The organism is Mesorhizobium sp. 01N446 (assembly GCF_056399285.1).
The window spans coordinates 159,096-182,203 of sequence record NZ_JBFTRA010000009.1 but is presented as its reverse complement, the minus strand read 5'-3'; the positions used below and the strand labels follow the sequence as shown (position 1 = coordinate 182,203).

The following is a 23,108-nucleotide window of genomic DNA, read 5'->3' as shown; positions in this document are numbered from 1 at the left end:
GACCTCTCCCCGAGGGGAGAGGAGTCCGTCAGCGCCGGCGCAAATCTCTTCGCGCCACCGGGGAGAAGGTGGCCGCGAAGCGGCCGGATGAGGAGGAGTGACGGCTCAGATCGCCGCCGTGACGATAATCTCCACCAGATATTCCGGACCAGCCAACTTGGCTTCGCCGGTGGCGCGGGCGGGGGTGTGGCCCTGCGGTACCCACTTGTCCCATTCCGAATTCATCTCGGCGAAGGTGCCCATGTCGGCCAGCCAGATAATCGCCTGAACGATCTTGGTCTTGTCGGTTCCGGCCTTGGCCAGCAATTCGTCGATGGTCGACAGGATGTCGCGGGTCTGCGAGGCGACGTTGCCGCCGGGCTCGCCGACCTGGCCGGCCAGATAGACAGTGTTGCCGTGGATGACGATCTGGCTCATGCGCGGGCCAACATCGATGCGACGAATGCTCATGGGAGGTTCCTTCCTGTTATGGGTGGCGACTGTTTAGAGTTGCGGTTCGCATCGGGCAAGGCCGCCGAGGCCAAATCCCCTTGGACCAGTGCGTGGAGATTCACGGCAAGTTGAGCCGCCGGTCGCAATTCCGCCCGATTGCCTTGTTGACTAATGTAATAACATCACATATCCAATCGACCCCTGCCCGCGGCCGGATTTCGCTGCTCCACGGAACGACATGACCCAGACCTGCCTGACATTCCGTGACCTGACGCTGGGCTACAACAGCCACCCGGCGATCCACCATCTCGACGGCACGATCCGCAAGGGATCGCTGACCGCCGTTGTCGGCGCCAACGGCTCCGGCAAGTCGACGCTGATGAAGGGCATTGTCGGGGTGCTGAAGCCGATGGCCGGCGAGGTTGTCCGTGCACCAGGCGTGCGTGCCGCCTACCTGCCGCAGCAATCGGAGCTCGATCGCTCCTTTCCCGCCCGCGTCGTCGACCTGGTCTCGCTCGGCCTCTGGCCGAAGCGCGGCATGCTCRGCCGCTACACATCGGAAGATCGCGCGGCGGTCAGCCAGGCGCTGATGGCGGTCGGCCTCGGCGGCTTCGAGAAGCGGCCGATCGATACGCTGTCGGGCGGCCAGTTGCAGCGCACGCTGTTTGCCCGCGTGCTCTTGCAGGATGCCGACCTGATCCTGCTCGACGAACCGTTCAATGCCGTCGACGCCAAGACGGTCGGCGACCTGATCGCCTTGATCAAACGCTGGCATGGCGAGGAACGCACCATCATGGTCGTCGTCCATGATCTCGATCTGGTGCGGCAGAATTTCCCCGAAACCCTGCTGCTTGCCCGCCAGCCCATCGCCTGGGGCGAAACGCGCGAGACGCTGAAGCCGGAAAACCTGTTACGTGCCCGCCGCTTCCACGAAGCCTGGGAAGAAAACGCGCCGTGGTGCGAACCGGACGGGCACGCCCATGACCATGGTCACGATCATCATGGCCACGATCACGACCATCACCACGGCGCCGGACCGAGGGCTGCCTGATGGACGCGCTCTACGGTCTGTTCATCGCGCCCTTCGCCGATTTCGGCTTCATGCAGCGGGCACTGTTCGGCTCGCTGATGCTGTCGCTCGGCGCCTGCCCGATCGGCGTCTTCCTGATGTTGCGGCGCATGAGCCTGTCGGGCGACGCCATGGCGCATGCCATCCTGCCGGGTGCGGCCGCCGGCTTCCTGTTCTATGGGCTGGAAATCCTGCCGATGACCATTGGCGGGCTGATCGCCGGCGTCATCGTCGCGCTCGGTGCCGGCGCCGTCTCGCGCTTCACCATCCAGCGCGAGGACGCCTCGATGGCGGCCTTTTATCTCATTTCGCTGGCCATCGGCGTGCTGATGGTGTCGATCCGCGGCTCCAGCGTCGATCTCATGCATGTGCTGTTCGGCACGGTGCTGGCGCTCAACAACGAGGCGCTAACGCTGATCGGCGGCATCGTCGCGGTGACGCTGGTCAGCCTTGCCGTCTTCTGGCGGGCGCTGGTCGCCGAATGCCTCGATCCGCTGTTCCTGCGCTCGGTCAGCCGGATGGGCAGCCCGGTGCATTTCATCTTCCTTGGCCTGGTCGTGCTCAACCTCGTCGGCGGTTTCCAGGCGCTCGGCACACTTCTATCCGTCGGACTGATGATGCTGCCGGCGGCCGCTGCCCGCTTCTGGACGGCGCGCGTCGAGCCGATGTGCGTGCTGGCCGTGCTGATCGGCTTTGCCTCCTGCATCGCCGGGCTGCTTCTGTCCTATCATGCCTCGCTGCCGTCCGGCCCGGCCATCATCCTGTCGGCCGGCGTCGTGTATTTCGCCTCGATCCTGTTCGGCACGCGCGGCATTCTGCGCGCCCGCATCATCCATCACCGTCACAGAACGGCCTGATCCCCCGCCCCTCGAAAGGAGACCCCGCCTATGCTGAGTTCCATCCGTGCCGCCCTGGCGATGAGCGTTATAACATTAACTTCCTTTGGCGCATCCTCGGCATTCGCGGCGCCGCTGAAAGTCGTCGCCAGCTTCACGGTCATTGCCGACTTCGCCAAAAATGTCGGCGGCGATCGTGTCGACATCACCACCATCGTCGGCCCGGATGGCGACGCCCATGTCTATGAGCCGAGCCCCGCCGACGCGGTGGCCATGGCCAAGGCCGATATCGTGCTGGTCAACGGGCTGCACTTCGAAGGCTTTTTGCAGCGGCTGGTCGACGCCAGCGCTACCAAGGCCTCCGTCGTCACCTTGACCAAGGGCGTGACGCCGATCGACTTCAAGCCTGAATTCGCCGACGCCGACGCGGCCGAAGACGCCGGCACCGGCGGCGGCAAGACGGTCACCGATCCGCATGCCTTCCAGTCGATCGCCAACGCCAAGATCTATGTGAAGAACATCGCCGAGGCTTTCTGCGCGGCCGACGGCGATGGCTGCGTCAGCTATCAGACCAATGCCGCCGCCTACACCAAGAAGCTCGATGCGCTGGAAGGCGAAGTGAAGGCGGCGATCCAGTCGATCCCCGAGGCCAAGCGCGTCGTCATCACCTCGCATGACGCCTTCGGCTATTTCGAACACGAATACGGCCTGACCTTCCTTGCCCCGCAAGGCATCTCGACCGATTCCGAACCGTCGGCCGCCGATGTCGCCAAGCTGGTCGAGCAGGTCAAGCAGGACAAGGCGGCGGCGATCTTCGTCGAAAACATCACCAACCCGCGCCTGATCGAGCAGATCGCCAGCGAAACCGGCATCAAGGTGGGCGGCACGCTCTACTCGGATGCGCTGTCGCAGCCCGATGRCCCGGGATCGACCTATATCGACATGATGCACAACAACATCCGCCAGATCAAAGGCGCGATCCTCGGTAGCTGAATTCAACCAGCCATCCGGCCGGGCCATATCGGCCGGTTGGAATTTCCGGCGCGCAATGCCTATTTGGCAGAGAATTCCCTGGAGGCGGATTGCCGGCCGGGTCGGGGAGTGGCAAGACTCCCCGCAAATCAGATTGCGAGGATGCTGCGATGGAATACCGTGAAATCAGCGACGACTATTCGGTCTCTGGCCAGATCCAGCCCGAAGACGTCGCCGCCATCAAGGAAGCCGGTTTCAAGAGCGTCATCTGCAACCGGCCTGACGATGAACAGCCCGGCCAGCCTTCAGCCGAAAGCATCGGATCGGCGGTCGAGGCCGCCGGCCTCGCCTTCCGCTACATCCCCGTCATCAGCGGCCAGATCACCGCCGAGAATGTCGAGGACCAGGCCGAGGCGCTGGACGAGTTGGAAGGGCCGGTGTTCGCCTATTGCCGCTCCGGCGCGCGCTGTACCAATCTTTATGGGCTGATCCAGCAGTCGAAGGGCTAAGAGCCAAAGCAACCCAATGCGGCGAGCCTATTCAGCTCCTTGCACCTCTATCTTTGACGAATTCGATGTAGAGCAACGCAAGAAATAGACTAATGAAAGTTCCCCTTGCAACGTCATTGCCCTCTGCCACCAGGCTTGCAACGAAGCTTCCTATTGCAAGATATACCAATGACGACAGCAAATTTCTGAAAGAAATTCTCGCACCAACTGGCATTGTGTATCCGATTACTACAGCGATAGGAGACACGAGATAGATGGATTTTGGCGCAAGGTAAACGACAATGAAGGTCGTTGCCAATAAAACGGCAGATATCGATAGAAACAACAGCACATAATATCGCGTTGACTTTCTTTCCATATCTCCTCCTGTATCTGCAATCAAATCGGCAGCGCACCGGTTTCCTTCAACGTCTCCAGCACGATCGCCGTCTTCACATGCTGCACCGACTCGTGCGGCAAGAGCACGCCGTTGACGAACTCCGACAGTGATTTGAGATCGGGCGTCACCACTTTCAGGATGTAATCCATCTCGCCGGTCAGCGCGTGCGCCTCCTGCACCTCGGGCAGCCGCGCCACCAGTTCGCCGAAGCGCCTGGCGTTGTCGCGGTTGTGGGTGGCCAAGGTCACCGAGATGACGTTGACCAGCGAGAAGCCGAGCTTGTCGCGGTCAAGCACCGCCCGGTAGCCCTTGATATAGCCGTCCTCCTCGAGCCGCTGGCGGCGGCGCGAGCATTGCGATGCCGACAGGTTCACCCGCTCCGAGAGATCGTTGTTGGTCAGCCGCGCATCACCCTGCAGGAGCGCCATTATCTTGCGGTCAAACTGATCAATGCGCGTATCATCCATGGTTTTGTCTCTCATCATGCGTGCTTTACGCATGACATCATCATTTCAAGCGTTTGAATGCAAGCACCATGCGTCGGCTCCGCGCTATGATGGCGTCAGATGGCCTTTTCGGGCCAAGACAGCTTTGGAGGAATGCCATGGGTCCCTTCCCGCACGACGCCCCGCCCGCCAGGATCAGCAAGGACAATCCGGCCGGCACCGATGGTTTCGAGTTCGTCGAATTCGCGCATCCGGAGCCGCAGAAGCTCGCCGAACTGTTCACCCGCATGGGCTATGTGGCGGTGGCCAAGCATCGCACGAAAGACATCACCGTCTGGCGCCAGGGCGACATCAACTATGTCGTCAATGCCGAGCCGGGCTCGCATGCGATGAAGTTCGCCGACAAGCATGGCCCGTGCGCCGCCTCGATGGCCTGGCGCGTGGTCGATGCCAAGCACGCGTTCGACCATGCCGTGTCGAAGGGCGCCACGCCCTACGAAGGCGACGACAAGGCGCTCGACGTGCCGGCCATTGTCGGCATTGGCGGCTCGCTGCTTTATTTCATCGACGCCTATGGCAAGAAGGGCTCGGCCTATGATGCCGAGTTCGAATGGCTCGGCGCGCGCGATCCGCGGCCGCAAGGCGTCGGCTTCTATTTCCTCGACCACCTCACCCACAATGTCTATCGCGGCCAGATGGACAAATGGTGGGATTTCTACCGCAATCTGTTCGGCTTCAAGCAGATCCATTTCTTCGACATTGACGGCAAGATCACCGGCCTGGTCAGCCGTGCCATCACCTCGCCCTGCGGCAAGATCCGCATTCCGCTCAACGAATCCAAGGACGAGACCAGCCAGATCGCCGAATATCTGAAGAAGTACAATGGCGAGGGCATTCAGCACATCGCTGTCGGCACCGACGAGATCTACGCCGCCACCGACAAGCTCGCCGCCAACGGGCTGAAATTCATGCCCGGCCCGCCGGAGACCTATTACGACATGTCGTATGACCGCGTGAACGGCCATGACGAGCCTATCGACCGGATGAAGAAACACGGCATCCTGATCGACGGCGAAGGCGTGGTCGATGGCGGCATGACCAAGATCCTGCTGCAGATCTTTTCCAAAACCGTGATCGGCCCGATCTTCTTCGAGTTCATCCAGCGCAAGGGCGACGAAGGCTTTGGCGAAGGCAATTTCCGCGCGCTGTTTGAATCGATCGAGCAGGACCAGATCAAGCGCGGCGTGATCAAGGTGGACGGCAAGGCAGCGTAGGCTGCTCCGAACCGAACTTCTTGCGGCGCGATCAATTATGACCTAAATTATGGTCATAAAGGATCGCGCTATGAATGTTTCCATCGCCGAGGCCAAGGCTAAATTGTCTGAACTCGTCAGCCGCGCTGAAGCCGGCGAGGAGATCATACTTACACGCCACGGCAAAGTGGCCGCGCGCATTGTACCGCCGGCGGCCGCCGAACCGCTGCCGCGTATCGGCGCCTTGAAGGGCAAGATCTGGATTGCGGACGATTTTGATGAACTCGGTCCTGAGTGGGACGAGTACGTGAAATGACGGTCGGCCCGTTTCTCGCCGACACCCATATCATCCTCTGGTCGATTTCGGACGACCGACGTCTCAGCGAGCAACACCGCGCTATCCTGGCTTCGGACGCGGTGGTGTTCGCGAGCGCGGCAAGTGTTTGGGAAATTGCCATCAAACGTTCGATCGGGAAACTCAACGCGCCAGACGATCTGGCAACGCTGCTTCCAAGGATGCAATTTCAGCCGCTCGCCGTAACCCTCCAGCATGCGAACGCCGTCGGCGGCCTACCCCACCACCATGGTGATCCGTTCGACAGACTGCTGATTGCGCAGGCGCAGGTGGAGAACCTGACCATCCTGACATCCGACCCGCATTTCGTCCGCTACAATGTCGCTCTGGCCTGATAGACGAAAAATCCGGATCACAACCCCAGCCGCTCGACCTCCGCCTTCCTCAGCTTGATGTCATAGTCGAGCAAAAACTCATCCAGCTGCGGCGGCGCCACCGAGGTGCCGGACAGCATGGCGTGCACCTGGCCGCGATGGTGAATGTCGTGCAGGAAGACGTGGGCGAGAATGTCGCCGATCTTTTCGGGGATCATGCCGTCCTCGCGCCGGTCGGTGATGACACGGCGATCGAGATCGGCCTCAGACAGGCCATTGCAGAAGGCGATCAGCCGCCGGTCGGCCGCGACCTGGGCGGCAAACAGCGCCCGGGGTTCGTCGAAGGGCACGAACTCATCATGGGCCGCGGCACCCACGCCGCCCTCTTCGAGAAAATCGAGATAGAGGTGATCGACCGCAAGGATGTGGTTGAGCGTTGCCTTGATCGACGGGAAGAAGCTGGTGCGTTCGGCTTCGAATTCGCCAAGCTTCAGCTGCAGCACGGCACGATAGAGCCGGTCGTTCGACCACAGATTGTTGCCGCCCATGCGGCGCAGATGGTCAAGCAAGGTCATGAGATCATCCCCCTGACCGCACCAGATGCAAGCCTGCCGCCATGACAGCGAATCCGGCCAGAACGATCAGCAACAACCCATTCATGCGGCGACGCATGGCTTGCGTTTCTTCGTCCCGTGCGACTTTCATGTTGGTGATGGTGTGAAACATCATCGCCTTGCGCGGGAAGCCGCTGCGGTTGGTCAGGTCCGGCGAGCGCGCCTCGATGCGATAGCTCAGCCGGATCGCCAGGATGAAGACGACCAGAATCCCAAGCGCCCAAACGCCGGCCAGCAGATAGAAAGCCTCCCCCGTCATCCCGTCCCCTATCCCGCGTATTTCTCGACCTTCTGCTCGATGGCGCCGAAGATCGAATGGCCTGTCTTGTCCTTCATCTCGATGCGTACCGTGTCGCCGAAGCGCAGGAACGGCGTCTTAGGCTCGCCGGCCTCGATGGTCTCGATCATGCGCAGTTCGGCGATGCAGGAATAGCCGGCGCCGCCAGCCGAAACCGGCTTGCCCGGCCCGCCATCGAGCTTGTTGGAGACCGTGCCCGAGCCGATGATGGTGCCTGCCATCAGCGGTCTTGTCCGGGCGGCGTGGACGATCAGCGCCGGAAAATCGAAGGTCATGTCGACGCCGGCATTGGCGCGGCCGAAGGGCTTGCCGTTGAGATCGGCAAGTAGCGGCAGGCTGACCTTGCCGCCATCCCAGGCGTCGCCCAGTTCATCCGGCGTCACCGCGACCGGCGAAAAGGCCGAGGACGGTTTCGATTGGAAGAAGCCGAAACCCTTGGCCAGTTCCGGCCCGGTGAGCGCGCGCAGCGTCACGTCGTTGACCAGCATAACCAGCCGGATCGCGGCGCGCGCCTCATCGAGGCTGGCGCCCATCGGCACGTCGTCGACGATGACGGCGACTTCCGCTTCCATGTCGACGCCGAAGGCTTCATCGGCCATGCGGATCGGATCGCGCGGCGCAATGAAGGAATCCGAGCCACCCTGGTAGATCAGCGGATCGGTCCAGAAGCTCGCCGGCATCTCGACGCCGCGTGCCTTCCGCACCAGTTCGACGTGGTTCACATAGGCCGACCCGTCAGCCCATTGATAGGCGCGCGGCAGCGGCGAATGCGCGTCGTGCTCGTGAAAGCGCGCGGACGGCACGGCATTGTTTTCCAGCGATTCCGCGATCGTGCCGAGATGCGGCGAGACCCTGCGCCAGTCGTCGAGTGCCGCCTGCAGCGTACGCGCCAGGAACGAGGCATCGGTGTACTGCGTCAGGTCGCGCGAGACGACGACGAGTTTCCCGTCGCGCGTCCCGTCCTTCAATGTGGCAAGCTTCATGCGGTTTCCTCTCCTTGTGCGGCCTTGGCGCCGCTTAGCTCCACAACAAGGCCGTCGCGGGCGATCGTCAAGTCGCCGGCCCATGTTTTCCTGACGGCAGCGCTCCAGTCGGCCTCGCCGATCTCGGGATCGTCGGCGGGAATGAGGTGGTTGAGCACCAGCCGCTTCACGCCGGCATCGCTGGCGATCCGGCCGGCTTCTTCGGCAAAGCTGTGGCTGGCGAGCAGATGCTCCTTGAGCCGAGCGCCATTGCCGGTTCTGGCAACCAGCCGTTCGATGCCATCCTCCAGCATGGCTTCGTGGACGAGAATGTCGGCACCCTTGGCGAAATCGGCGAGCAGCGGAAAGAAAGCCGTGTCGGCTGAAAAGACCACGCTTCTGTCGCCATGGTCGAAGCGCAGGGCAAAGCAGTCGGTCACCGGCGGATGATCGACGCGCAATGCTGTCCCCTTCAGGCCACCTTGCTCGAGCACCTGGCCCTCACCGAATTCACTGACCGAAACCAATTCGCGGATGTCAGGCCGGCCCTCGTCGACAATGCGGATTTCGATGTCGAACTCCATCGCCTGGCAGAAGCGCCTCCAGTAGTGGCCGGTGCCGGACGGGCCGAACACGGTGACTGGTGTCGCCAGCCCCGCCGTCCAGGCGGTGTGGAGCAGCGGCCCGAGTTCCAGCACATGGTCCGAATGCAGATGCGTGATGAAGATCACGTCGAGCGCCTTCAGGCTGATGCCGGCGTCGACCAGGCCGCGCGTCACGCCAAGCCCGCAATCGACGACGATGGTTCGCCCACCGATCTCGAGCAGCGAGGAACTTGGCCACGGTCCGCCCGGCCGCAGCGCAGGACCGCCCTTGGAGCCCAACAGCACCAGCCGATCCGGCGTAGGCCCGCCGCTCAAGACCAGTCGCCCTCGGGCGTGCCATTAAAGCGCTTCTTCAGGTCGGCCCAGCAGTCGATGTAATTGTCCTGCCTTGTTTCCAGTTCGGCGCCGTAGCGGGTCAGCATCTGCGGAAAGCGGGTCTCGAACATGAAGGCCATGGTGTTGTCGAGCTTGACCGGTTTCAGCTCCGCGCGCGAGGCCTTTTCGAAGCCAGGGGCGTCCGGGCCATGGGCCAGCATCAGATTGTGCAGGCTGATGCCGCCGGGCACGAACCCTTCTTCCTTGGCATCGTACTGGCCATGGATCAGCCCCATGAACTCGCTCATGATGTTGCGGTGGTACCAGGGCGGCCGGAACGTATCTTGCGCCACCAGCCAGCGCGGCGGGAAGATGACGAAGTCGATATTGGCGGTGCCTTCCTCGCCGCTCGGGGCCGTCAGCACGGTGAAGATCGACGGATCGGGGTGATCGAACAGGATGGCGCCGACAGGCGAAAAGGTCGCCAGATCATATTTGTAGGGCGCGTAATTGCCATGCCAGGCGACGACATCGAGCGGCGAATGGCCGATCTCGGTGACGTGGAAATTGCCGCACCATTTCACGATCAGCCGGCACGGCGTCTCCTTCTCCTCGAACCAGGCGCAGGGCGTCTTGAAGTCGCGCGGATTGGCCAGGCAATTGGCGCCGATCGGCCCGCGGTCGGGCAAGGTCAGCTTGGCGCCGTAGTTTTCGCAGACATAGCCGCGCACTTCGGCGTCGACCAGTTCGACCTTGAAGACGAGGCCGCGCGGCAAGACGGCGATCTCGCCAGGCCGAAGCTCGATGACGCCCATTTCGGTGACCAAACGCAAGGCGCCGACCTGCGGGACAACCAGCAACTCGCCGTCGGCGTTGAAGAAATGATCGTCGACCATCGACGTGTTGGCGACATAGACATGTGCCGCCATGCCGCTCTGACCGAGCACGTCACCGGCCGTGGTTATGCTGCGCATACCTTGAATGAAATTGGTCGGCTCCTTCGGCATCGGCACCGGGTTCCAGCGATACTGGCCGAGCGCCAGTTCATGGTCGCCGACATTCGGCGCGGTCTTCCACAAGGGATAGCTTGCCGCCTTGAAACGGCCGGTGTGCTTGACGCTGGGCCGGATGCGATAGAGCCAGGAGCGCTCATTGGTGCCACGCGGGGCAGTGAACGGGGAGCCGGAAAGCTGCTCGGCATAGAGGCCGTAGGCTGGCCGCTGCGGCGAGTTGCGCCCCTGCGGCAGCGAGCCGCGCAAGGTCTCGGTCTCGAAATCGTTGCCGAAACCGGGCATGTAGGAATAGGCCATCCGATCCTCCCTGATCCCCGGCTTCAAGCTTCACAGAGCCAGCCTGCCGGTGATATTGACCAAACTGGTTTCATCTGTAACCATCGAAAATGTAACTATCAACGGCCGCGGCGCGTCATGGAACCCGACACTCTGGAGCTGGAAAGCTTCCTGCCCTACCGCCTCTACCGGCTTGCCGATGCCGTCAGCCGCGAATTCTCGAAGATCTACCGCGACCGCCATGGACTGACGCGACCGGAATGGCGCACGCTTTCAGGCCTCGGTCAGCGCGGTACGATGACAGCGACCGAGCTCGGAGAGCAGTCGGCCATGCACAAGACCAAAGTGTCGCGCGCTGTGGCCGAGCTGGAGCGGCGGCGCTGGCTGACGCGCACGCCGGACGAGAACGATCGCCGTGTGGAACACCTTGTGCTGACCAAGGCAGGGCTTGCCGCGTATCGTGAGATGGTGCCGCTGGCGAAGGCGTTCGAAAGGGAGTTGCTGGAGAGGCTGAGCCACCAGGAGCGGGCTGCGATTGTCAGCGGAGTAGCCGCGCTGGAGGGGGCCTTGGACGGAAAGTAGAGCTGACAGGCTGGCGCGAGGCGCCAAGCCTCTTCTATCGGCAAACTACCAATCCATCACCACCTTGCCGGAACTGCCGCTCCGCATCGCATCGAAACCCACCTGGAAATCATCGATGCCGATCCGGTGCGTAATCAACCCACTCACATCCAGCGGACCCTGCACCAGCGCGATCATCTTGTACCAGGTCTCGAACATCTCGCGGCCGTAGATGCCCTTGAGATGCAGCATCTTGAAGATGACCTTGTTCCAGTCGATCTCGAAGCCGGTCGGGGCGATACCCAGAATGGCGATCTTGCCGCCATTGTTCATGGTGTCGATCATGTCGCGGAAGGCGGGGGCGGCGCCTGACATTTCCAGGCCGACGTCAAAACCCTCGGTCATGCCGAGCGCCGGCATGACGTCGCGCAGCTTTTCCTTGGAGGCATCGACGACATGCTGGACACCGAGTTTCCTCGCCAGCGCCAGCCGCACCGGGTTGATGTCGGTGATGACCACTTTTCGCGCGCCCACGCACTGGGCAACGAGCGCGCCCATGATGCCGATCGGCCCGGCGCCGGTGACCAGCACGTCCTCACCGACCAGGTCGAAGGACAATGCGGTATGCACCGCGTTGCCCAGGGGATCGAAGATCGCGGCGATCTCGTCCGGCACGTCGTCGGGGATCGGCACGACATTGTGCTGCGGGATCGCCAGATACTCGCCGAAGGCGCCCGGCCGGTTGACGCCTACACCGAGCGTGTTGCGGCAAAGATGCCCCCTGCCGGCGCGACAATTGCGGCAGTGGCCGCAGACGATGTGGCCCTCGCCCGAGACGCGCTGGCCGACCTTGTATTCGGTGACCGCGGCGCCGAAATCGGCGACGGTGCCGACAAATTCATGGCCGGTGACCATCGGCACCGGCACGGTCTTCTGCGCCCACTGGTCCCAATTGTAGATGTGCACGTCGGTGCCGCAGATCGCTGTCTTCTTCACTTTGATCAGCACGTCGTTTGGGCCGATCTCCGGCACCGGCACCTCTTCCATCCAGATGCCCGGTTCGGCCTTGGCCTTCACCAGCGCCTTCATCATGTTCGACATTCTTTTGTCCCTTGAATCTCTTGATCCGGAATCGCTTTTCGGTGCCGGCTACTCAGGAAATGACACTCAGCTCCCTGCCGACCGCAGCGAAAGCCTCGACCGCCCTGTCAATATCGGCGCTGGAATGCGCCGCCGACATCTGCGTGCGGATGCGCGCCTGACCCTTCGGCACCACCGGGAAGGAAAAGCCGATGACATAGATGCCGCGCTTCAGCATGCGCGCCGCCATCTCCTGCGCCAGCGTCGCGTCGCCCAGCATCACCGGAATGATCGGATGGTCGGCGCCGGCCAGCGTGAAGCCGAGCTTACCCATCTGCGACCTGAACCGCGCCGCATTGGCATAGAGACGCTCGCGCAGGGCGTCGCCATTGCGGATCAGTTCGAACACCTTGATCGAGGCGCCGGCGATCGCCGGCATCAGCGTGTTGGAGAAGAGATAGGGCCGCGAGCGCTGGCGCAGCCAGTCGACCACCTGGCTCTTGCCTGAGGTGTAGCCGCCGGAGGCGCCACCGAGTGCCTTGCCCAGCGTGCCGGTGATGATGTCGACCCTGCCCTCGACGCCGCAATGCTCGGCCGAGCCGCGGCCTTGTCTGCCGACGAAGCCGACCGCATGGCTGTCGTCGACCATGACCATGGCATCGTATTTGTCGGCAAGGTCGCAGACGCCCTTCAGGTTGGCGATGATGCCGTCCATCGAAAACACGCCGTCGGTGGCGATCAGCCGGAAGCGGCAATCCCTTGCCTCCTTGAGCCGCGCCTCGAGATCTGCCATGTCGTTGTTGGCGTAGCGGAAGCGCTTGGCCTTCGACAGCCTGACACCATCGATGATCGAGGCGTGGTTCAGCGCATCCGAGATGATCGCGTCTTCCTCGCCAAGCAGCGTCTCGAACAGGCCACCATTGGCGTCGAAGCAGGAGCCATAGAGGATGGTGTCTTCCAGGCCAAGGAAGGACGATATCGTCGCTTCGAGCTGTTTGTGTTCTTCCTGCGTGCCGCAGATGAAGCGCACCGACGCCATGCCGTAGCCGTAGCGATCCAGAGCCTCGGTGGCCGCCTTTCGCAGGTCGGCGCTGTCGGCGAGGCCGAGATAGTTGTTGGCGCAGAAGTTCAGCACCTTCTCGCCGCCGACCACGATCTGAGCCGACTGCATCGAGGAGATCACCCGCTCGGATTTGTACAGGCCGGCCGCTTTGAGCCCGGCAAGCTCGCTGTCGATATGGGAGAGAAATGCTGCGGTCATGATCAGGCCTCGTTTGACGTGGGCAGACTGTCGTCCCGCCCGCGCAAAAAATCCATCGCAAAAGCGACCGGATGGGGTGGCCTGGCAGCATCAGATTAGACGCACGGCGTCGCCCAATCGACCATTCGAGAACGCTCGGGAGAACGAATAGTCAAATGCAGGGCGGCGGCGAAAGGAGCCGATAACCATTTCGTGATCTTTCCGCGCCCGCCCCTTGCCGGCCGGCTGTCGGTTTCCAGTCCTGTTAACGTTTGCGGGTCAATGATGCTCATACAGGAATCCGTTGGCGAGAGGGCCGCCCCCGAACATGTCGCAGCAGCCGGTGCAAACCGTTTCAGGCAAGCTCATATTGCTGATCAAGGCCGGCTACTGGCTGGCGCTGCTGATCATTGCAACCATGGTGGCGGCGTCCTTCGTCCTGCTGCAGCAGACGATGGCCACGCAGCAGCACAACAACACCTTGCTCGACATTGTCGGCACGCAGAAGACCTTGTCGCAGCGCATCGTCTTCCTGGCCAGTGCAACGGGAGCGGCCTCGCGTGACAAGCAACCAGCGCTGGTCAGCGCGCTGAAGCAGGCCACAGCTGAGTTCGAGACCAACTACGATCTGCTGCTCAAGCAGACCGGCGCGGATCCGCAATCTCCGGCCAAGCTCGATCCGAAGTCGATCGAAAGCGTGCTTTTCGCCAAACCCTTCCATCTCGACTACTTCTCGGTCGGGCTGATCGCCAATGGCGACCGTCTGATCTCGGCCCTTGAATCGCAACTCAATCTCGGCAATGACGGCTACAAGGGCGGCGCCGAACGCGTCAATCTAGATGCCTCGGTCGCCAACGCCACCTTGTCGGGCTATGCCGCGCTCGGACAGCGCATCAGTGCCGATGCCGACGAGCGCTCGGAAAAGCTGCTCACACTCCACCGCACGCTGTTCTACGCCACCCTCGGCGTCATCCTGCTGGTGGCGCTGTTCATCTTCAGGCCGATGTCCAACGCGATCCTGCGCAAGACGCGTGAACTGGTCGATGCGCGCAATTCGATGGCCTTCATCGCGGTTCATGACGGCCTGACCGGGCTGCACAACCGTACTTTCCTGACCGATCATTTCGACACGCTGATCAAGGGCGCGCATCGCCGGCGCGAACGGCTGGCTGTCGTCCAGCTCGACCTCGACCGCTTCAAGCAGATCAACGACACACTCGGCCACGCCGCCGGCGACTACGTCCTGGTCGTCACCGCCCAGCGCATGCGGGACTCCTGCCGGGCGTCGGATCTGTGCGCGCGGCTCGGCGGCGACGAATTCGTGATGATCCTCAACGGAGCGGGCAGCACCGAAGACATCAACATGCTTGCGCGACGTATTTTGGCGCACATCAACGAGCCGATCGTCTTCCAGGGCACCACCATTCTTCCGGGCGCCAGCGGCGGCATAGCCGTCTATCCGATCGACGCCGACAATGCGCAGGACCTGCTCGTCCATGCTGATCTGGCGCTCTATTCCGCCAAGAAAATGGGCGGCGGCAACTTCTCGTTCTTCTCGGAGGAATTGCGCCGCGAGCTCGACTACCGCAAGCAGCTCGAACACGACATCAAGGTCGCCATCGCCGAGCGGGCATTCCAGGTTTATTTCCAGCCGCAGGTCTCCTTGACCGACGGCACGATCAGCGGCATCGAAGCCCTGGTGCGATGGAACCATCACGAGCGCGGCATGATCTCGCCGGGCGAATTCATTCCGGTCGCCGAGAAATGCGGCTTCATGCCGGAGATCGGCCGCATCGTGATCTGCAAGGCGATCAACGAGGCAGCCGAATGGAACCGCGCCGGGATTGCCTTCGGCCGGCTTGCCGTGAATGTCTCGGGCACCGAGCTGCGCGAGCATGATTTCGATGCGTTTCTGTTCGAGACGCTGGAAAAGGCCGGACTGCCGCCGCAGAAACTGTCGCTGGAAATCGTCGAGTCCGTCATTCTCGACGATGAGAAGACTGGCATAGCCGCGAAGCTGCGCCACATCCGGGCCGCCGGCGTGCATCTGGAACTCGACGATTTCGGCACCGGCTATGCATCGCTCAGCCACGTCAATCCCAATGAGATCGACCGGCTCAAGATCGACCGCCGCTTCGTCCAGAACATCCATGAGAATGGCGACAACTCGAAGATCGTACGCGCCATCACCGAGCTGGCCCGCGGCCTCGGCATCTCCATCGTCGCCGAGGGTGCTGAAACCGAGGCCGAACTCGACTCGCTGATGGCGATCGGCTGCGACCAGGTGCAGGGCTATTCCATCGCCTTCCCGATGCCGCAGGACAAGGCGCTGGAATGGCTGACCGCCCGCATGCCGAAGAAGGCCAAACTGCGGGTCCTGCAGGGCAGCCTGGCGTAGCGGACCGGCTTGACAACCAGCCGCCGAAATGGCGGCCTGTCGCGACAACAACCGGATCGTTCAGCTGATGACATTCTTTCGGTTTGTCCTGGCGGCCATGCTGATGTCCGCGTGGCCGGCCTATGCGGCGGATCGCACCATCTATCTCACCTTCGACGATGGCCCGCTGAACGGCACCAGCAACATCCTCGACGTGCTGGAGGCGGAGCAGGTTCCGGCGACGCTGTTCATGGTCGGCATGCATGCCGAGGCCAGTGCGTCCAACAAGGCGCTGGTGCGGCGCGCCAAGGCCATGCCGCTGGTGACGATCGGCAACCACAGCTTCAGCCACGCCTATAATCACTACCGGCACTTTTACGGTGACACGGAAGGTGTGGTTGCCGACATGCTCAAGGCGAATGCCGTGCTGGGCCTGAAGCCCGCGGTGCATGCGCGGCTGCCGGGGCGCGATGTGTTCCGGCTGCCTTCAATGTCGAAGGACGACAATTCGCTCGGACCCGCGCAAGCCGGACGCGAGGACCCCGATTACGAATTCGTCGCCGCTTCCGGCTTCTATCTCTATGGCTGGGATCACGAATGGGTGCACAAGGACAACGGCGAGCCGGTACAAAGCGTCGATCATCTGGTCAGCGAGATCGATCATTTGTTCGGCTATGGCCACTTCGCCAAACCGGGCAGGCTGATCCTCCTGATGCATGACGAGATGTTTCAGGACGGGTTCGACGGCAAGACGAAACTCACCGACCTGATCGCGGCCCTGAAGCTGCGCCATTACGCCTTTGGAACGATCCCGAACTACGATAACTGAGCCAAAAGTCGCGTCTTTCTAGCTTTCGACATTGTCCCGCAACGCCGCCAGCACCTGCGCAAACTCCGCCAGGCGCTCGTCGGGCAGCCCCGTGCGAAGGCGCTTGTCGAAGGCAAGCGCGGCTTGCCGCAATTTTTCGAACAGCGCTTCTCCCGCTTCCGTCAATTCGACCAGATGAACCCTTCGGTTGACGGGATCGCGGCGGCGCGTCAGCAGGCCCTGCGCTTCCATCGCATTGAGGTGATGGGTCAGCGTCGCGCCCTGGATACCGATCATGCCGGCGAGTTCGCGCTGATTGGCGAGTTCGCTCGACTTGACCGACAGCAGCGTGAGCCAGACCGGCAAGGTCCCGCCCGCTTCGACCAAAGCAGCGTCGAAGGCCTGCGCAACGAGCTTGGCGGTGCGGCCGAGATTCATGCCGACCGGCGGGCGTTCAAAAGGCGTCATTGCTGGACACTAGACGGTGTTTTTCCCAGATGGAACTGGCTCTCGCTTTATACGTTGACATCTAACAGTTAGATATCTAACTATTGGCACACCAGCAGGCGAGGAGGAGAGCCGTGATGCAATACGTCTACATCGTCGTTATCGGGCTTCACGTCATGGCAGGCGTGTTCTGGGCCGGCACCACCGTCACGCTTGCCCGCGATCCCGAGATCAAGGCGGAACGCTTCATCCAGCCGCAGATGGGCGCGGCCGGCATGGTTTTCCTGACCGGGGCGCTGCTGTGGTATTTCTTCCATGGCGCCTATTTCGGCTCGATGGAAATGGTGCTTGCACTCGGCATACTGGCGGCTTTCGCTGCCGCCGGCGTGCTCGGCGCCATGGTCAGGGCGCCGAGCCGGCGGCTCGCCGGCGCCAATGCGGAAATCGAAACGCAACTGCGCGCCAGAATGGCCATGGGCGAACGCATCGCCGCGCGGCTGCTGGCGCTCACGGTGCTGTGCATGGCGATCGCCAGGATGGTCTGAGCACCGTCCGCACCGCAAAGCCCAGAGATCGCATGTTGCCCGGCGACGAGCCAGTGACGTGCGGGCGCGCGGCCAGGCCGGCATACATGGGCTCTCGTATGCAGGTCCGACCGCGCGCCACCAACGCCGACAATTGCGCCGGCCTGAGCGGGCCGTGCATCAGATCCGCAAGCCGAACCTGATCCCGTCATAGATGGCGGCGTGAATGTTGCGCGAGGCGACCGCATCGCCGATACGCAACAGCACGAAGCCCGCTGCGGGGTTGCGTGCCGGGAAAATGTCGCCACCGCCGACCAGGCGTTCGTAGTCGATCGCGCCGTGGTTCTTCGAAAGCGGCTTCAGGCTGAGATAGAGATCATCGAGCGGCGCCGTGCCATGCTCGACCACCACCTGGTCGACCCGGCGTTCCCCACGCCAGCCGTCGGCAAAGTCCGAGGCGAGTTCGGCGACCAGTTGATTGCCTTCGCGCCGCACCGAGCGCAGGCGCGTGTTGATGGTGATGGTGACGCCCTTTTCCTGGAAGGCGCGCATATAGGGCACGTGGTTCATGCCGCCCATTTCGGGTGCGAAGAACCGTTCCGGCGAAACCAGTTCCAGCCTCGCACCGCTGTTGGCGATCAGTTCGGCCGCCCCCATGCCTTGATGGCCGCCATTGTCGTCAAAGAGCAGCACGTTCTCGGCAGGCTTGACGCTGCCGGCCATGATGTCCCAGCTCGACGTGACGAGATTGTCGCCGGCCGTCAGCGGCGGATTCTGCGGCAGGCCACCGGTGGCGATGACCACCACATCGGGCGCCAGCGCCAGAACATCGTCCTTTTCCGCCCAGGTGTCGTAGCGGATCTCGACGCCGAGCCGGTCGAGTTCGGCCAGCCGCCAGTCGATGATGCCGATCAGCTCCTTGCGGCGCGGATTCTGCGTTGCCAGACGCACCTGGCCACCCGCTTGCGAGGATGCCTCCAGGACGGTCACCTGATGGCCGCGCTCGGCCGCGACGCGCGCCGCCTCCAGTCCGCCGGCGCCGGCGCCGACGACAACGACCTTCCGCTTCGGCCCTTCGGTCTTGACGATGATGTGCGGAATCTCGGCCTCACGGCCGGTCGCCGCATTGTGGACGCAGAGCGCCTCACCACCTTCATAGATGCGGTCGAGACAATAGGTGGCGCCGACACAGGGGCGGATCTCATGCTCGCGGCCCTCCATCACCTTCCTGATGATGTGCGGATCGGCAATATGCGCGCGCGTCATGCCGACCATGTCGAGCTTGCCGGTGGCGATCGCATGGCGCGCGGTGGCGACATCGGAGATGCGCGCCGCATGAAAGGTCGGGAACTTCGTCGCCGCCCTCACCTCGCCGGCGAAATCGAGATGCGGCGAAGACCGCATGCCGGTCACCGGAATGACCTTGGTCAATGCCGCGTCGCTCTCGATCGAACCGCGGATGATGTTGAGGAAGTCAACCTTGCCGGAGCCGGCAAGCCGCCTGGCGATCTCGACGCCCTCCTCCTTCGACAGGCCTTTCTCGAAGTCCTCGTCGGCGACCATGCGGATGCCGACGACGAACTTTTCGCCGACCGCCGCGCGCACGGCATCGAGCACCATGTTGGTGAAGCGCAGGCGATTGTCGAGCGAGCCGCCATACTCGTCGTCGCGATGATTGGTGGCCGGCGACCAGAAACCATCCATCAAATGGCCGTAAGCCTCGAACTCGATGCCGTCGAGGCCGGCGGCCTGACAGCGCTGGGCCGCCGACGCATAGTCGGCGACGATGCGTTCGATGTCCCAGTCCTCGATGATCTTCGGGAACGCGCGGTGCGCCGGCTCGCGCACCGGCGAGGCCGACAGCACCGGCAGCCAGTCGGCCTTGTTCCAGCCGGTTCGGCGGCCAAGATGGGTGATCTGGATCATCACCTTGCAATCGTGCTCGTGGCAGGCCTCAGCGAGTTCAGCCAGCCACGGCACGATGCGGTCGTCATAGACATGCAGATTGCCGAAGGCCGCGGGACTGTCGCGCGAAACGATGGCTGAGCCGGCGGTCATGGTCAGCGCCATGCCACCCCTGGCCTTCTCGGCATGGTAGAGCCGGTAGCGCTGCTTCGGCATGCCGTCCTCCGAGTAGGCCGGCTCGTGGCTGGTCGACATCACCCGGTTCTTCAGCGTCAGATGTTTGAGCTGGTAGGGCTGGAGAAGCGGGTCGTTGCTCGTCATCGTCTTCCTGCGGTTTCAAATTGCGCTGAGCAGCAGGTGCTGCCCCAGTTCTTATTCAGGCATCGGATTCGGCCGAAAACCGCTGCACACTTGTCGATCCGATGCTAATGAGCGGCAAATTCGAAGGAACCCCGCCCATGATCGACACCAAGACCCTTACCCAGCTCGGCGCGCACGTCGAGACGCCACAGAGCCCCGAAGCAGCGGTCCTGGAAACCGTGCCTTTTGCGCGCGGCGACGGCCCGCCGGCGATCGTTCGCTTCACCTGCCCGGAATTCACCTCGCTGTGCCCAGTGACCGGCCAGCCGGATTTCGCCCATATCGTCATCGACTACGCACCCGATGCGGCTTTGGTGGAATCAAAGTCTCTGAAGCTGTTCATAACCTCGTTTCGCAACCACGGCGCCTTCCATGAGGATTGTACCGTCATGATCGGCCGCCGCATCGTGGCAGCAACCAAGCCGCTGTGGTTGCGCATAGGCGGCTATTGGTATCCGCGCGGCGGCATTCCGATCGACGTGTTCTGGCAGACCGGCGCACCACCTGAAGGCGCCTGGTTGCCCGACACCGGTGTCGCGCCCTATCGCGGGCGCGGCTGAGCCGCCCCTCATTCGCACTGATATTGGCTGAGCGCCCACTCGCCGGTCACCGACAGCAGGTCGGATATCTTCCAGTCGCCGTCGACCTTCTTGAGCTTCCATTCAAGACGGTGCGGGTTGCCGGCGACGACGAAGGCGACGATGACCTTGGCCTGGTCGCCATTGATCGCTTCGAGCGTTTTCAGGCTCTTGCCGATCTCGTCCTTGTCATAGTCGGCATTGTCCAGCGCCATGTTGGGGTCGAGGCACTCGCCCTGTCCGGATTTGCGCAAGGCGTCGCTCTTGTCGAGCACGGTTTTCGCCGGATCGATAAAATGGCTCCGCTGCGCTGGATCGATCTCCAGGCCAAGCTGATCGTAGAACGGCCGCACCACCGCCGTTGGTGATCCTGGCTGGATGGGTGCGGCAGGTTCGCTGGGCGGCCATGCAACCGGCGGCGTTGCCGGCTCCCCCGCACCGCCCGGCGTATTGGCGGGCGGCGCCCCGCTGTCTGCAGGAGCGCTGGCCGAGGGCGCGCCTTCGGCCGGAGCGTTCGCCGGCGGGGCGCCAAACAACCCCTGCGCCGCCGCGCCGCTCATACCCCACGCCAGTATGAAAGAAACCGACAATGCCAGAACACAGGAACGGGCCATAACGTCACCAAGGCTTTGGCCAGTCATGCTTTCGATTGGCATGCATTCGATTGGCCGGACATCCAGCCACGCAACCTTCGGGCCTGGTCCAGAACCATGCAGAGTTTGTTGGCGTAGACAAGGCCACGCCATTCAAATTGCTTGCCTGGCGCGATCGATATCGCGCCAGGCAAGCCACATCAGGTTATTTCAGTGCAATGACAGGCGGATTTGGCCCATCACTGGCGTTGCCGTTGATCTCGTTGTTGCCGTAAGACTGGATCAGGCCACCATTGTTGATCGCCGTGCCAGTGGTATTGCCGCTGACCGTAGAGTTGCCAACCCGTATCAGGGTGCCCGGTCCATCGGCCCGAAGGCCCCCATTCGCCCCGTTGTTGGCCGCGACGACACGATCAACCATGATGTTGATGGCTGCACCCCCGGCCGTATTGAACAAGCTGACGCCAGAGTTGGTGTTGCCGGACACATTGCTGTTCGAGACGGTTATGTTGATCCCGCCGCTGCTGCCGGTGCCGTCGGCCTTCACCCCAGCAAGATTGTTGTTCTCGACCGAAGAGTTTTCGATAACGACCTTCGCCGATCCGGTGCCGGTCGGCTGGACATGGATGCCGTCATTGTTGCCGGTGATCTGGGAGTTGCTGACATAGAGTTCAGCTGCCACGGACGGCGCGAAGTTGATACCCATGCCATTTGGCGCGGCGCCCGTATTATCGCGAATGACGCAGTCCTCGATAAGCAATGCGGCCCCGACAAGGAACCGAACCCCGTTGAGACCGGGCGTAGCCGGCGTGCTGTCGATGTCGAGACCACGAAGAACGACAACGTCAGTGGCCAACGCATTGACGATGATGCCATTCGTCCCTGCGTTCAACACACCTGCCTCGACATCCTCGCAAGCGATGGTGATCGATTTGGTGATTGTCACCGCACCGAAGCCACCTGGATCGATGCAGTTGATTTCGCCGCCGGCCGCGGTCTTCGAGATTGCGCCGGCAAAAGTCTTGCAAGGCGCTGTGCGGCTGCAGGGATTGGCATCGTCACCAACGCCGGAAACCCATGTTCGGGTTGCCTGCGCGGAAGCCGGCGTGGCGATCACCGCCATCGCCAAGGCGAGAAACAGCGAAGATAATAGGTAGCCTAGAACTTTCATGATCATTCCCCCTAAATGGAACAAGATATTTGTTCACAACCAAGCGGGAGAAGTTTAGCGTTTTGCCTTGTCAAAAGCAACGTGATGGCAAAACCAGATCGCTGGTTTGAATTTCTCACGCGCCCGGCGATCCGCCAAGCTACGCAGCCGCTGCCGCGCCTTTGTTACATTGCCTTCACACTACATTCGAAGTGCTTGACGTTCCACGAAATTTGGAAAGCGTGCCTCGGGGATGGCGAGCGGCGACCTGAATCCGCCGGATCGACGCCCGCGGCCGGGCCGGCCAAGGCCGTGGCATCATTCCGGATCCTGGCCAGCCATGCATTCAAGCTGACTCAGCGTCCAGTCGCTGGTCTTCGAAGCAATGTCCGATACCTTCCACTTGCCATCGACCTGCTTCAGCGACCAGTGCATTTCGCGTTGCGAATCGTCGCCGTCCGCAGACAGCTTGAAGCTCGCCACCACCTGCGCCGTGTCGCCGTCCACCGTCTCGGACAGTTTCAGTGTCTTGGAGACAGTCTTCTGGTCGAAATCCTGCGCATCGAGACCAGGATCGAAGTCGATACAGGCGACCTGATCGGGATTCTTCTTGGTCGCCTGGTCGTTGAGATCGAACAGTTTCGTCACCGGCGCGGTGAAGCGATCCCGGTATTGTGCGTCAGCCTCGAATTTGACCGCCGGAACATAGAAGAACTTCACGGCGTCTGATGCCGGGCCGGCGAAGGCGACTGCGGGCAAGGCTGTCGATAGGGCGGCAAGGAGCACTGACCGTCGCATGCAGAATCTCCGGCGTTTGGTGGCTTGAATCAATCAACA

General features: G+C 62.3%; 27 protein-coding genes. 12 read left to right on the top strand and 15 right to left on the bottom strand.

The window, feature by feature from the left end:
- Positions 1-105: 105 nt before the first annotated feature.
- Positions 106-450 carry a RidA family protein gene (locus tag AC1DPX_RS28500; protein WP_202354836.1) on the bottom strand — a complete coding sequence of 115 codons (345 nt, stop codon included), beginning with the start codon at positions 448-450 and terminating at the stop codon, positions 106-108.
- A 220-nt stretch (positions 451-670) separates the two neighbouring features.
- Between AC1DPX_RS28500 and aztA the strand changes: the two genes are divergently transcribed.
- The 4 genes from aztA to AC1DPX_RS28480 all read left to right on the top strand — a co-directional run bounded on the left by aztA (position 671) and on the right by AC1DPX_RS28480 (position 3,818).
- On the top strand, positions 671-1,483 hold the full coding sequence (aztA, locus tag AC1DPX_RS28495) for a zinc ABC transporter ATP-binding protein AztA (protein WP_477240796.1): 813 nt from the start codon (positions 671-673) through the stop codon (positions 1,481-1,483).
- Positions 1,483-2,358 carry a zinc ABC transporter permease AztB gene (gene aztB / locus AC1DPX_RS28490; protein ID WP_477240794.1) on the top strand — a complete coding sequence of 292 codons (876 nt, stop codon included), beginning with the start codon at positions 1,483-1,485 and terminating at the stop codon, positions 2,356-2,358. Before aztA ends, aztB begins: the two co-directional genes overlap by 1 nt.
- A 30-nt stretch (positions 2,359-2,388) precedes the next feature.
- Positions 2,389-3,330, top strand: coding sequence for a zinc ABC transporter substrate-binding protein AztC (gene aztC / locus AC1DPX_RS28485; RefSeq protein WP_477240792.1), 942 nt, complete (start codon positions 2,389-2,391; stop codon positions 3,328-3,330).
- 149 nt (positions 3,331-3,479) lie between these two features.
- Positions 3,480-3,818 carry a protein tyrosine phosphatase family protein gene (locus AC1DPX_RS28480; RefSeq protein WP_202354840.1) on the top strand — a complete coding sequence of 113 codons (339 nt, stop codon included), beginning with the start codon at positions 3,480-3,482 and terminating at the stop codon, positions 3,816-3,818.
- Positions 3,819-4,196: 378 nt separating this feature from the next.
- Here the strand turns inward: AC1DPX_RS28480 and AC1DPX_RS28475 are convergent, their stop codons facing one another.
- Positions 4,197-4,664 carry an Lrp/AsnC family transcriptional regulator gene (locus AC1DPX_RS28475; protein WP_477240790.1) on the bottom strand — a complete coding sequence of 156 codons (468 nt, stop codon included), beginning with the start codon at positions 4,662-4,664 and terminating at the stop codon, positions 4,197-4,199.
- 137 nt (positions 4,665-4,801) lie between these two features.
- Between AC1DPX_RS28475 and hppD the strand changes: the two genes are divergently transcribed.
- The 3 genes from hppD to AC1DPX_RS28460 all read left to right on the top strand — a co-directional run bounded on the left by hppD (position 4,802) and on the right by AC1DPX_RS28460 (position 6,586).
- On the top strand, positions 4,802-5,917 hold the full coding sequence (hppD, locus tag AC1DPX_RS28470) for a 4-hydroxyphenylpyruvate dioxygenase (protein ID WP_202354841.1): 1,116 nt from the start codon (positions 4,802-4,804) through the stop codon (positions 5,915-5,917).
- 70 nt (positions 5,918-5,987) lie between these two features.
- Complete coding sequence (locus AC1DPX_RS28465) at positions 5,988-6,212, top strand: type II toxin-antitoxin system Phd/YefM family antitoxin (RefSeq protein ID WP_202354842.1); 225 nt, start codon at positions 5,988-5,990, stop codon at positions 6,210-6,212.
- Entirely contained in the window at positions 6,209-6,586 is a 378-nt protein-coding gene (locus AC1DPX_RS28460; protein ID WP_477240788.1) for a type II toxin-antitoxin system VapC family toxin, read from the top strand. Before AC1DPX_RS28465 ends, AC1DPX_RS28460 begins: the two co-directional genes overlap by 4 nt.
- A gap of 17 nt (positions 6,587-6,603) precedes the next feature.
- Here the strand turns inward: AC1DPX_RS28460 and AC1DPX_RS28455 are convergent, their stop codons facing one another.
- From AC1DPX_RS28455 to hmgA, 5 genes are read right to left on the bottom strand one after another with little or no spacing between them, the layout of a single operon-like run.
- On the bottom strand, positions 6,604-7,140 hold the full coding sequence (locus AC1DPX_RS28455) for a DinB family protein (protein ID WP_477240786.1): 537 nt from the start codon (positions 7,138-7,140) through the stop codon (positions 6,604-6,606).
- A 4-nt stretch (positions 7,141-7,144) separates the two neighbouring features.
- A complete protein-coding gene (locus AC1DPX_RS28450; protein WP_477240784.1) occupies positions 7,145-7,438 on the bottom strand; it encodes a hypothetical protein in 294 nt (97 codons plus the stop codon).
- Between the two features lie 8 nt (positions 7,439-7,446).
- Entirely contained in the window at positions 7,447-8,460 is a 1,014-nt protein-coding gene (locus AC1DPX_RS28445) for a fumarylacetoacetate hydrolase family protein (protein WP_477240782.1), read from the bottom strand.
- Entirely contained in the window at positions 8,457-9,359 is a 903-nt protein-coding gene (locus AC1DPX_RS28440) for an MBL fold metallo-hydrolase (protein ID WP_477240780.1), read from the bottom strand. The genes AC1DPX_RS28445 and AC1DPX_RS28440 overlap by 4 nt, the downstream gene beginning before the upstream one ends.
- Complete coding sequence (gene hmgA / locus AC1DPX_RS28435) at positions 9,356-10,669, bottom strand: homogentisate 1,2-dioxygenase (protein ID WP_477240778.1); 1,314 nt, start codon at positions 10,667-10,669, stop codon at positions 9,356-9,358. The genes AC1DPX_RS28440 and hmgA overlap by 4 nt, the downstream gene beginning before the upstream one ends.
- A gap of 117 nt (positions 10,670-10,786) precedes the next feature.
- Here hmgA and AC1DPX_RS28430 point away from each other — a divergent pair, with 117 nt between their 5' ends.
- Positions 10,787-11,230 (top strand): MarR family winged helix-turn-helix transcriptional regulator, encoded by a 444-nt coding sequence (locus AC1DPX_RS28430; protein ID WP_477240776.1) that lies wholly within the window; start codon positions 10,787-10,789, stop codon positions 11,228-11,230.
- A 45-nt stretch (positions 11,231-11,275) separates the two neighbouring features.
- On the opposite strand, the gene tdh is transcribed toward AC1DPX_RS28430, so the two are convergent.
- From tdh to AC1DPX_RS28415, 3 genes are all read right to left on the bottom strand, one after another.
- A complete protein-coding gene (gene tdh / locus AC1DPX_RS28425; protein WP_477240774.1) occupies positions 11,276-12,310 on the bottom strand; it encodes an L-threonine 3-dehydrogenase in 1,035 nt (344 codons plus the stop codon).
- A 52-nt stretch (positions 12,311-12,362) separates the two neighbouring features.
- Positions 12,363-13,550, bottom strand: coding sequence for a glycine C-acetyltransferase (locus AC1DPX_RS28420; protein WP_477240772.1), 1,188 nt, complete (start codon positions 13,548-13,550; stop codon positions 12,363-12,365).
- A gap of 95 nt (positions 13,551-13,645) precedes the next feature.
- Positions 13,646-13,822 (bottom strand): hypothetical protein, encoded by a 177-nt coding sequence (locus AC1DPX_RS28415; RefSeq protein ID WP_477240770.1) that lies wholly within the window; start codon positions 13,820-13,822, stop codon positions 13,646-13,648.
- A 35-nt stretch (positions 13,823-13,857) separates the two neighbouring features.
- Here AC1DPX_RS28415 and AC1DPX_RS28410 point away from each other — a divergent pair, with 35 nt between their 5' ends.
- Positions 13,858-15,927 carry a putative bifunctional diguanylate cyclase/phosphodiesterase gene (locus AC1DPX_RS28410; protein WP_477240768.1) on the top strand — a complete coding sequence of 690 codons (2,070 nt, stop codon included), beginning with the start codon at positions 13,858-13,860 and terminating at the stop codon, positions 15,925-15,927.
- A gap of 67 nt (positions 15,928-15,994) precedes the next feature.
- Positions 15,995-16,735 carry a polysaccharide deacetylase family protein gene (locus AC1DPX_RS28405; protein ID WP_477240766.1) on the top strand — a complete coding sequence of 247 codons (741 nt, stop codon included), beginning with the start codon at positions 15,995-15,997 and terminating at the stop codon, positions 16,733-16,735.
- Positions 16,736-16,753: 18 nt separating this feature from the next.
- Here the strand turns inward: AC1DPX_RS28405 and AC1DPX_RS28400 are convergent, their stop codons facing one another.
- A complete protein-coding gene (locus tag AC1DPX_RS28400; protein ID WP_202354855.1) occupies positions 16,754-17,182 on the bottom strand; it encodes a MarR family winged helix-turn-helix transcriptional regulator in 429 nt (142 codons plus the stop codon).
- Between the two features lie 116 nt (positions 17,183-17,298).
- Here AC1DPX_RS28400 and AC1DPX_RS28395 point away from each other — a divergent pair, with 116 nt between their 5' ends.
- A complete protein-coding gene (locus AC1DPX_RS28395; protein WP_202354856.1) occupies positions 17,299-17,706 on the top strand; it encodes a hypothetical protein in 408 nt (135 codons plus the stop codon).
- A gap of 159 nt (positions 17,707-17,865) precedes the next feature.
- Here AC1DPX_RS28395 and AC1DPX_RS28390 read toward each other — a convergent pair whose 3' ends face one another.
- Positions 17,866-19,911, bottom strand: a complete 2,046-nt coding sequence (locus AC1DPX_RS28390) for an oxidoreductase (RefSeq protein ID WP_202354857.1) — start codon at positions 19,909-19,911, stop codon at positions 17,866-17,868.
- 137 nt (positions 19,912-20,048) lie between these two features.
- Between AC1DPX_RS28390 and queF the strand changes: the two genes are divergently transcribed.
- Positions 20,049-20,510, top strand: coding sequence for a preQ(1) synthase (gene queF, locus AC1DPX_RS28385; RefSeq protein ID WP_477240764.1), 462 nt, complete (start codon positions 20,049-20,051; stop codon positions 20,508-20,510).
- Between the two features lie 8 nt (positions 20,511-20,518).
- On the opposite strand, the gene AC1DPX_RS28380 is transcribed toward queF, so the two are convergent.
- The 3 genes from AC1DPX_RS28380 to AC1DPX_RS28370 form a co-directional block, all read right to left on the bottom strand.
- Positions 20,519-21,142 carry a YqhG/Tai3 family protein gene (locus AC1DPX_RS28380; RefSeq protein WP_202354859.1) on the bottom strand — a complete coding sequence of 208 codons (624 nt, stop codon included), beginning with the start codon at positions 21,140-21,142 and terminating at the stop codon, positions 20,519-20,521.
- Between the two features lie 184 nt (positions 21,143-21,326).
- Complete coding sequence (locus AC1DPX_RS28375; RefSeq protein ID WP_244730403.1) at positions 21,327-22,292, bottom strand: right-handed parallel beta-helix repeat-containing protein; 966 nt, start codon at positions 22,290-22,292, stop codon at positions 21,327-21,329.
- Positions 22,293-22,589: 297 nt separating this feature from the next.
- A complete protein-coding gene (locus AC1DPX_RS28370; RefSeq protein WP_477240762.1) occupies positions 22,590-23,069 on the bottom strand; it encodes a DUF3828 domain-containing protein in 480 nt (159 codons plus the stop codon).
- Positions 23,070-23,108 lie beyond the last annotated feature (39 nt).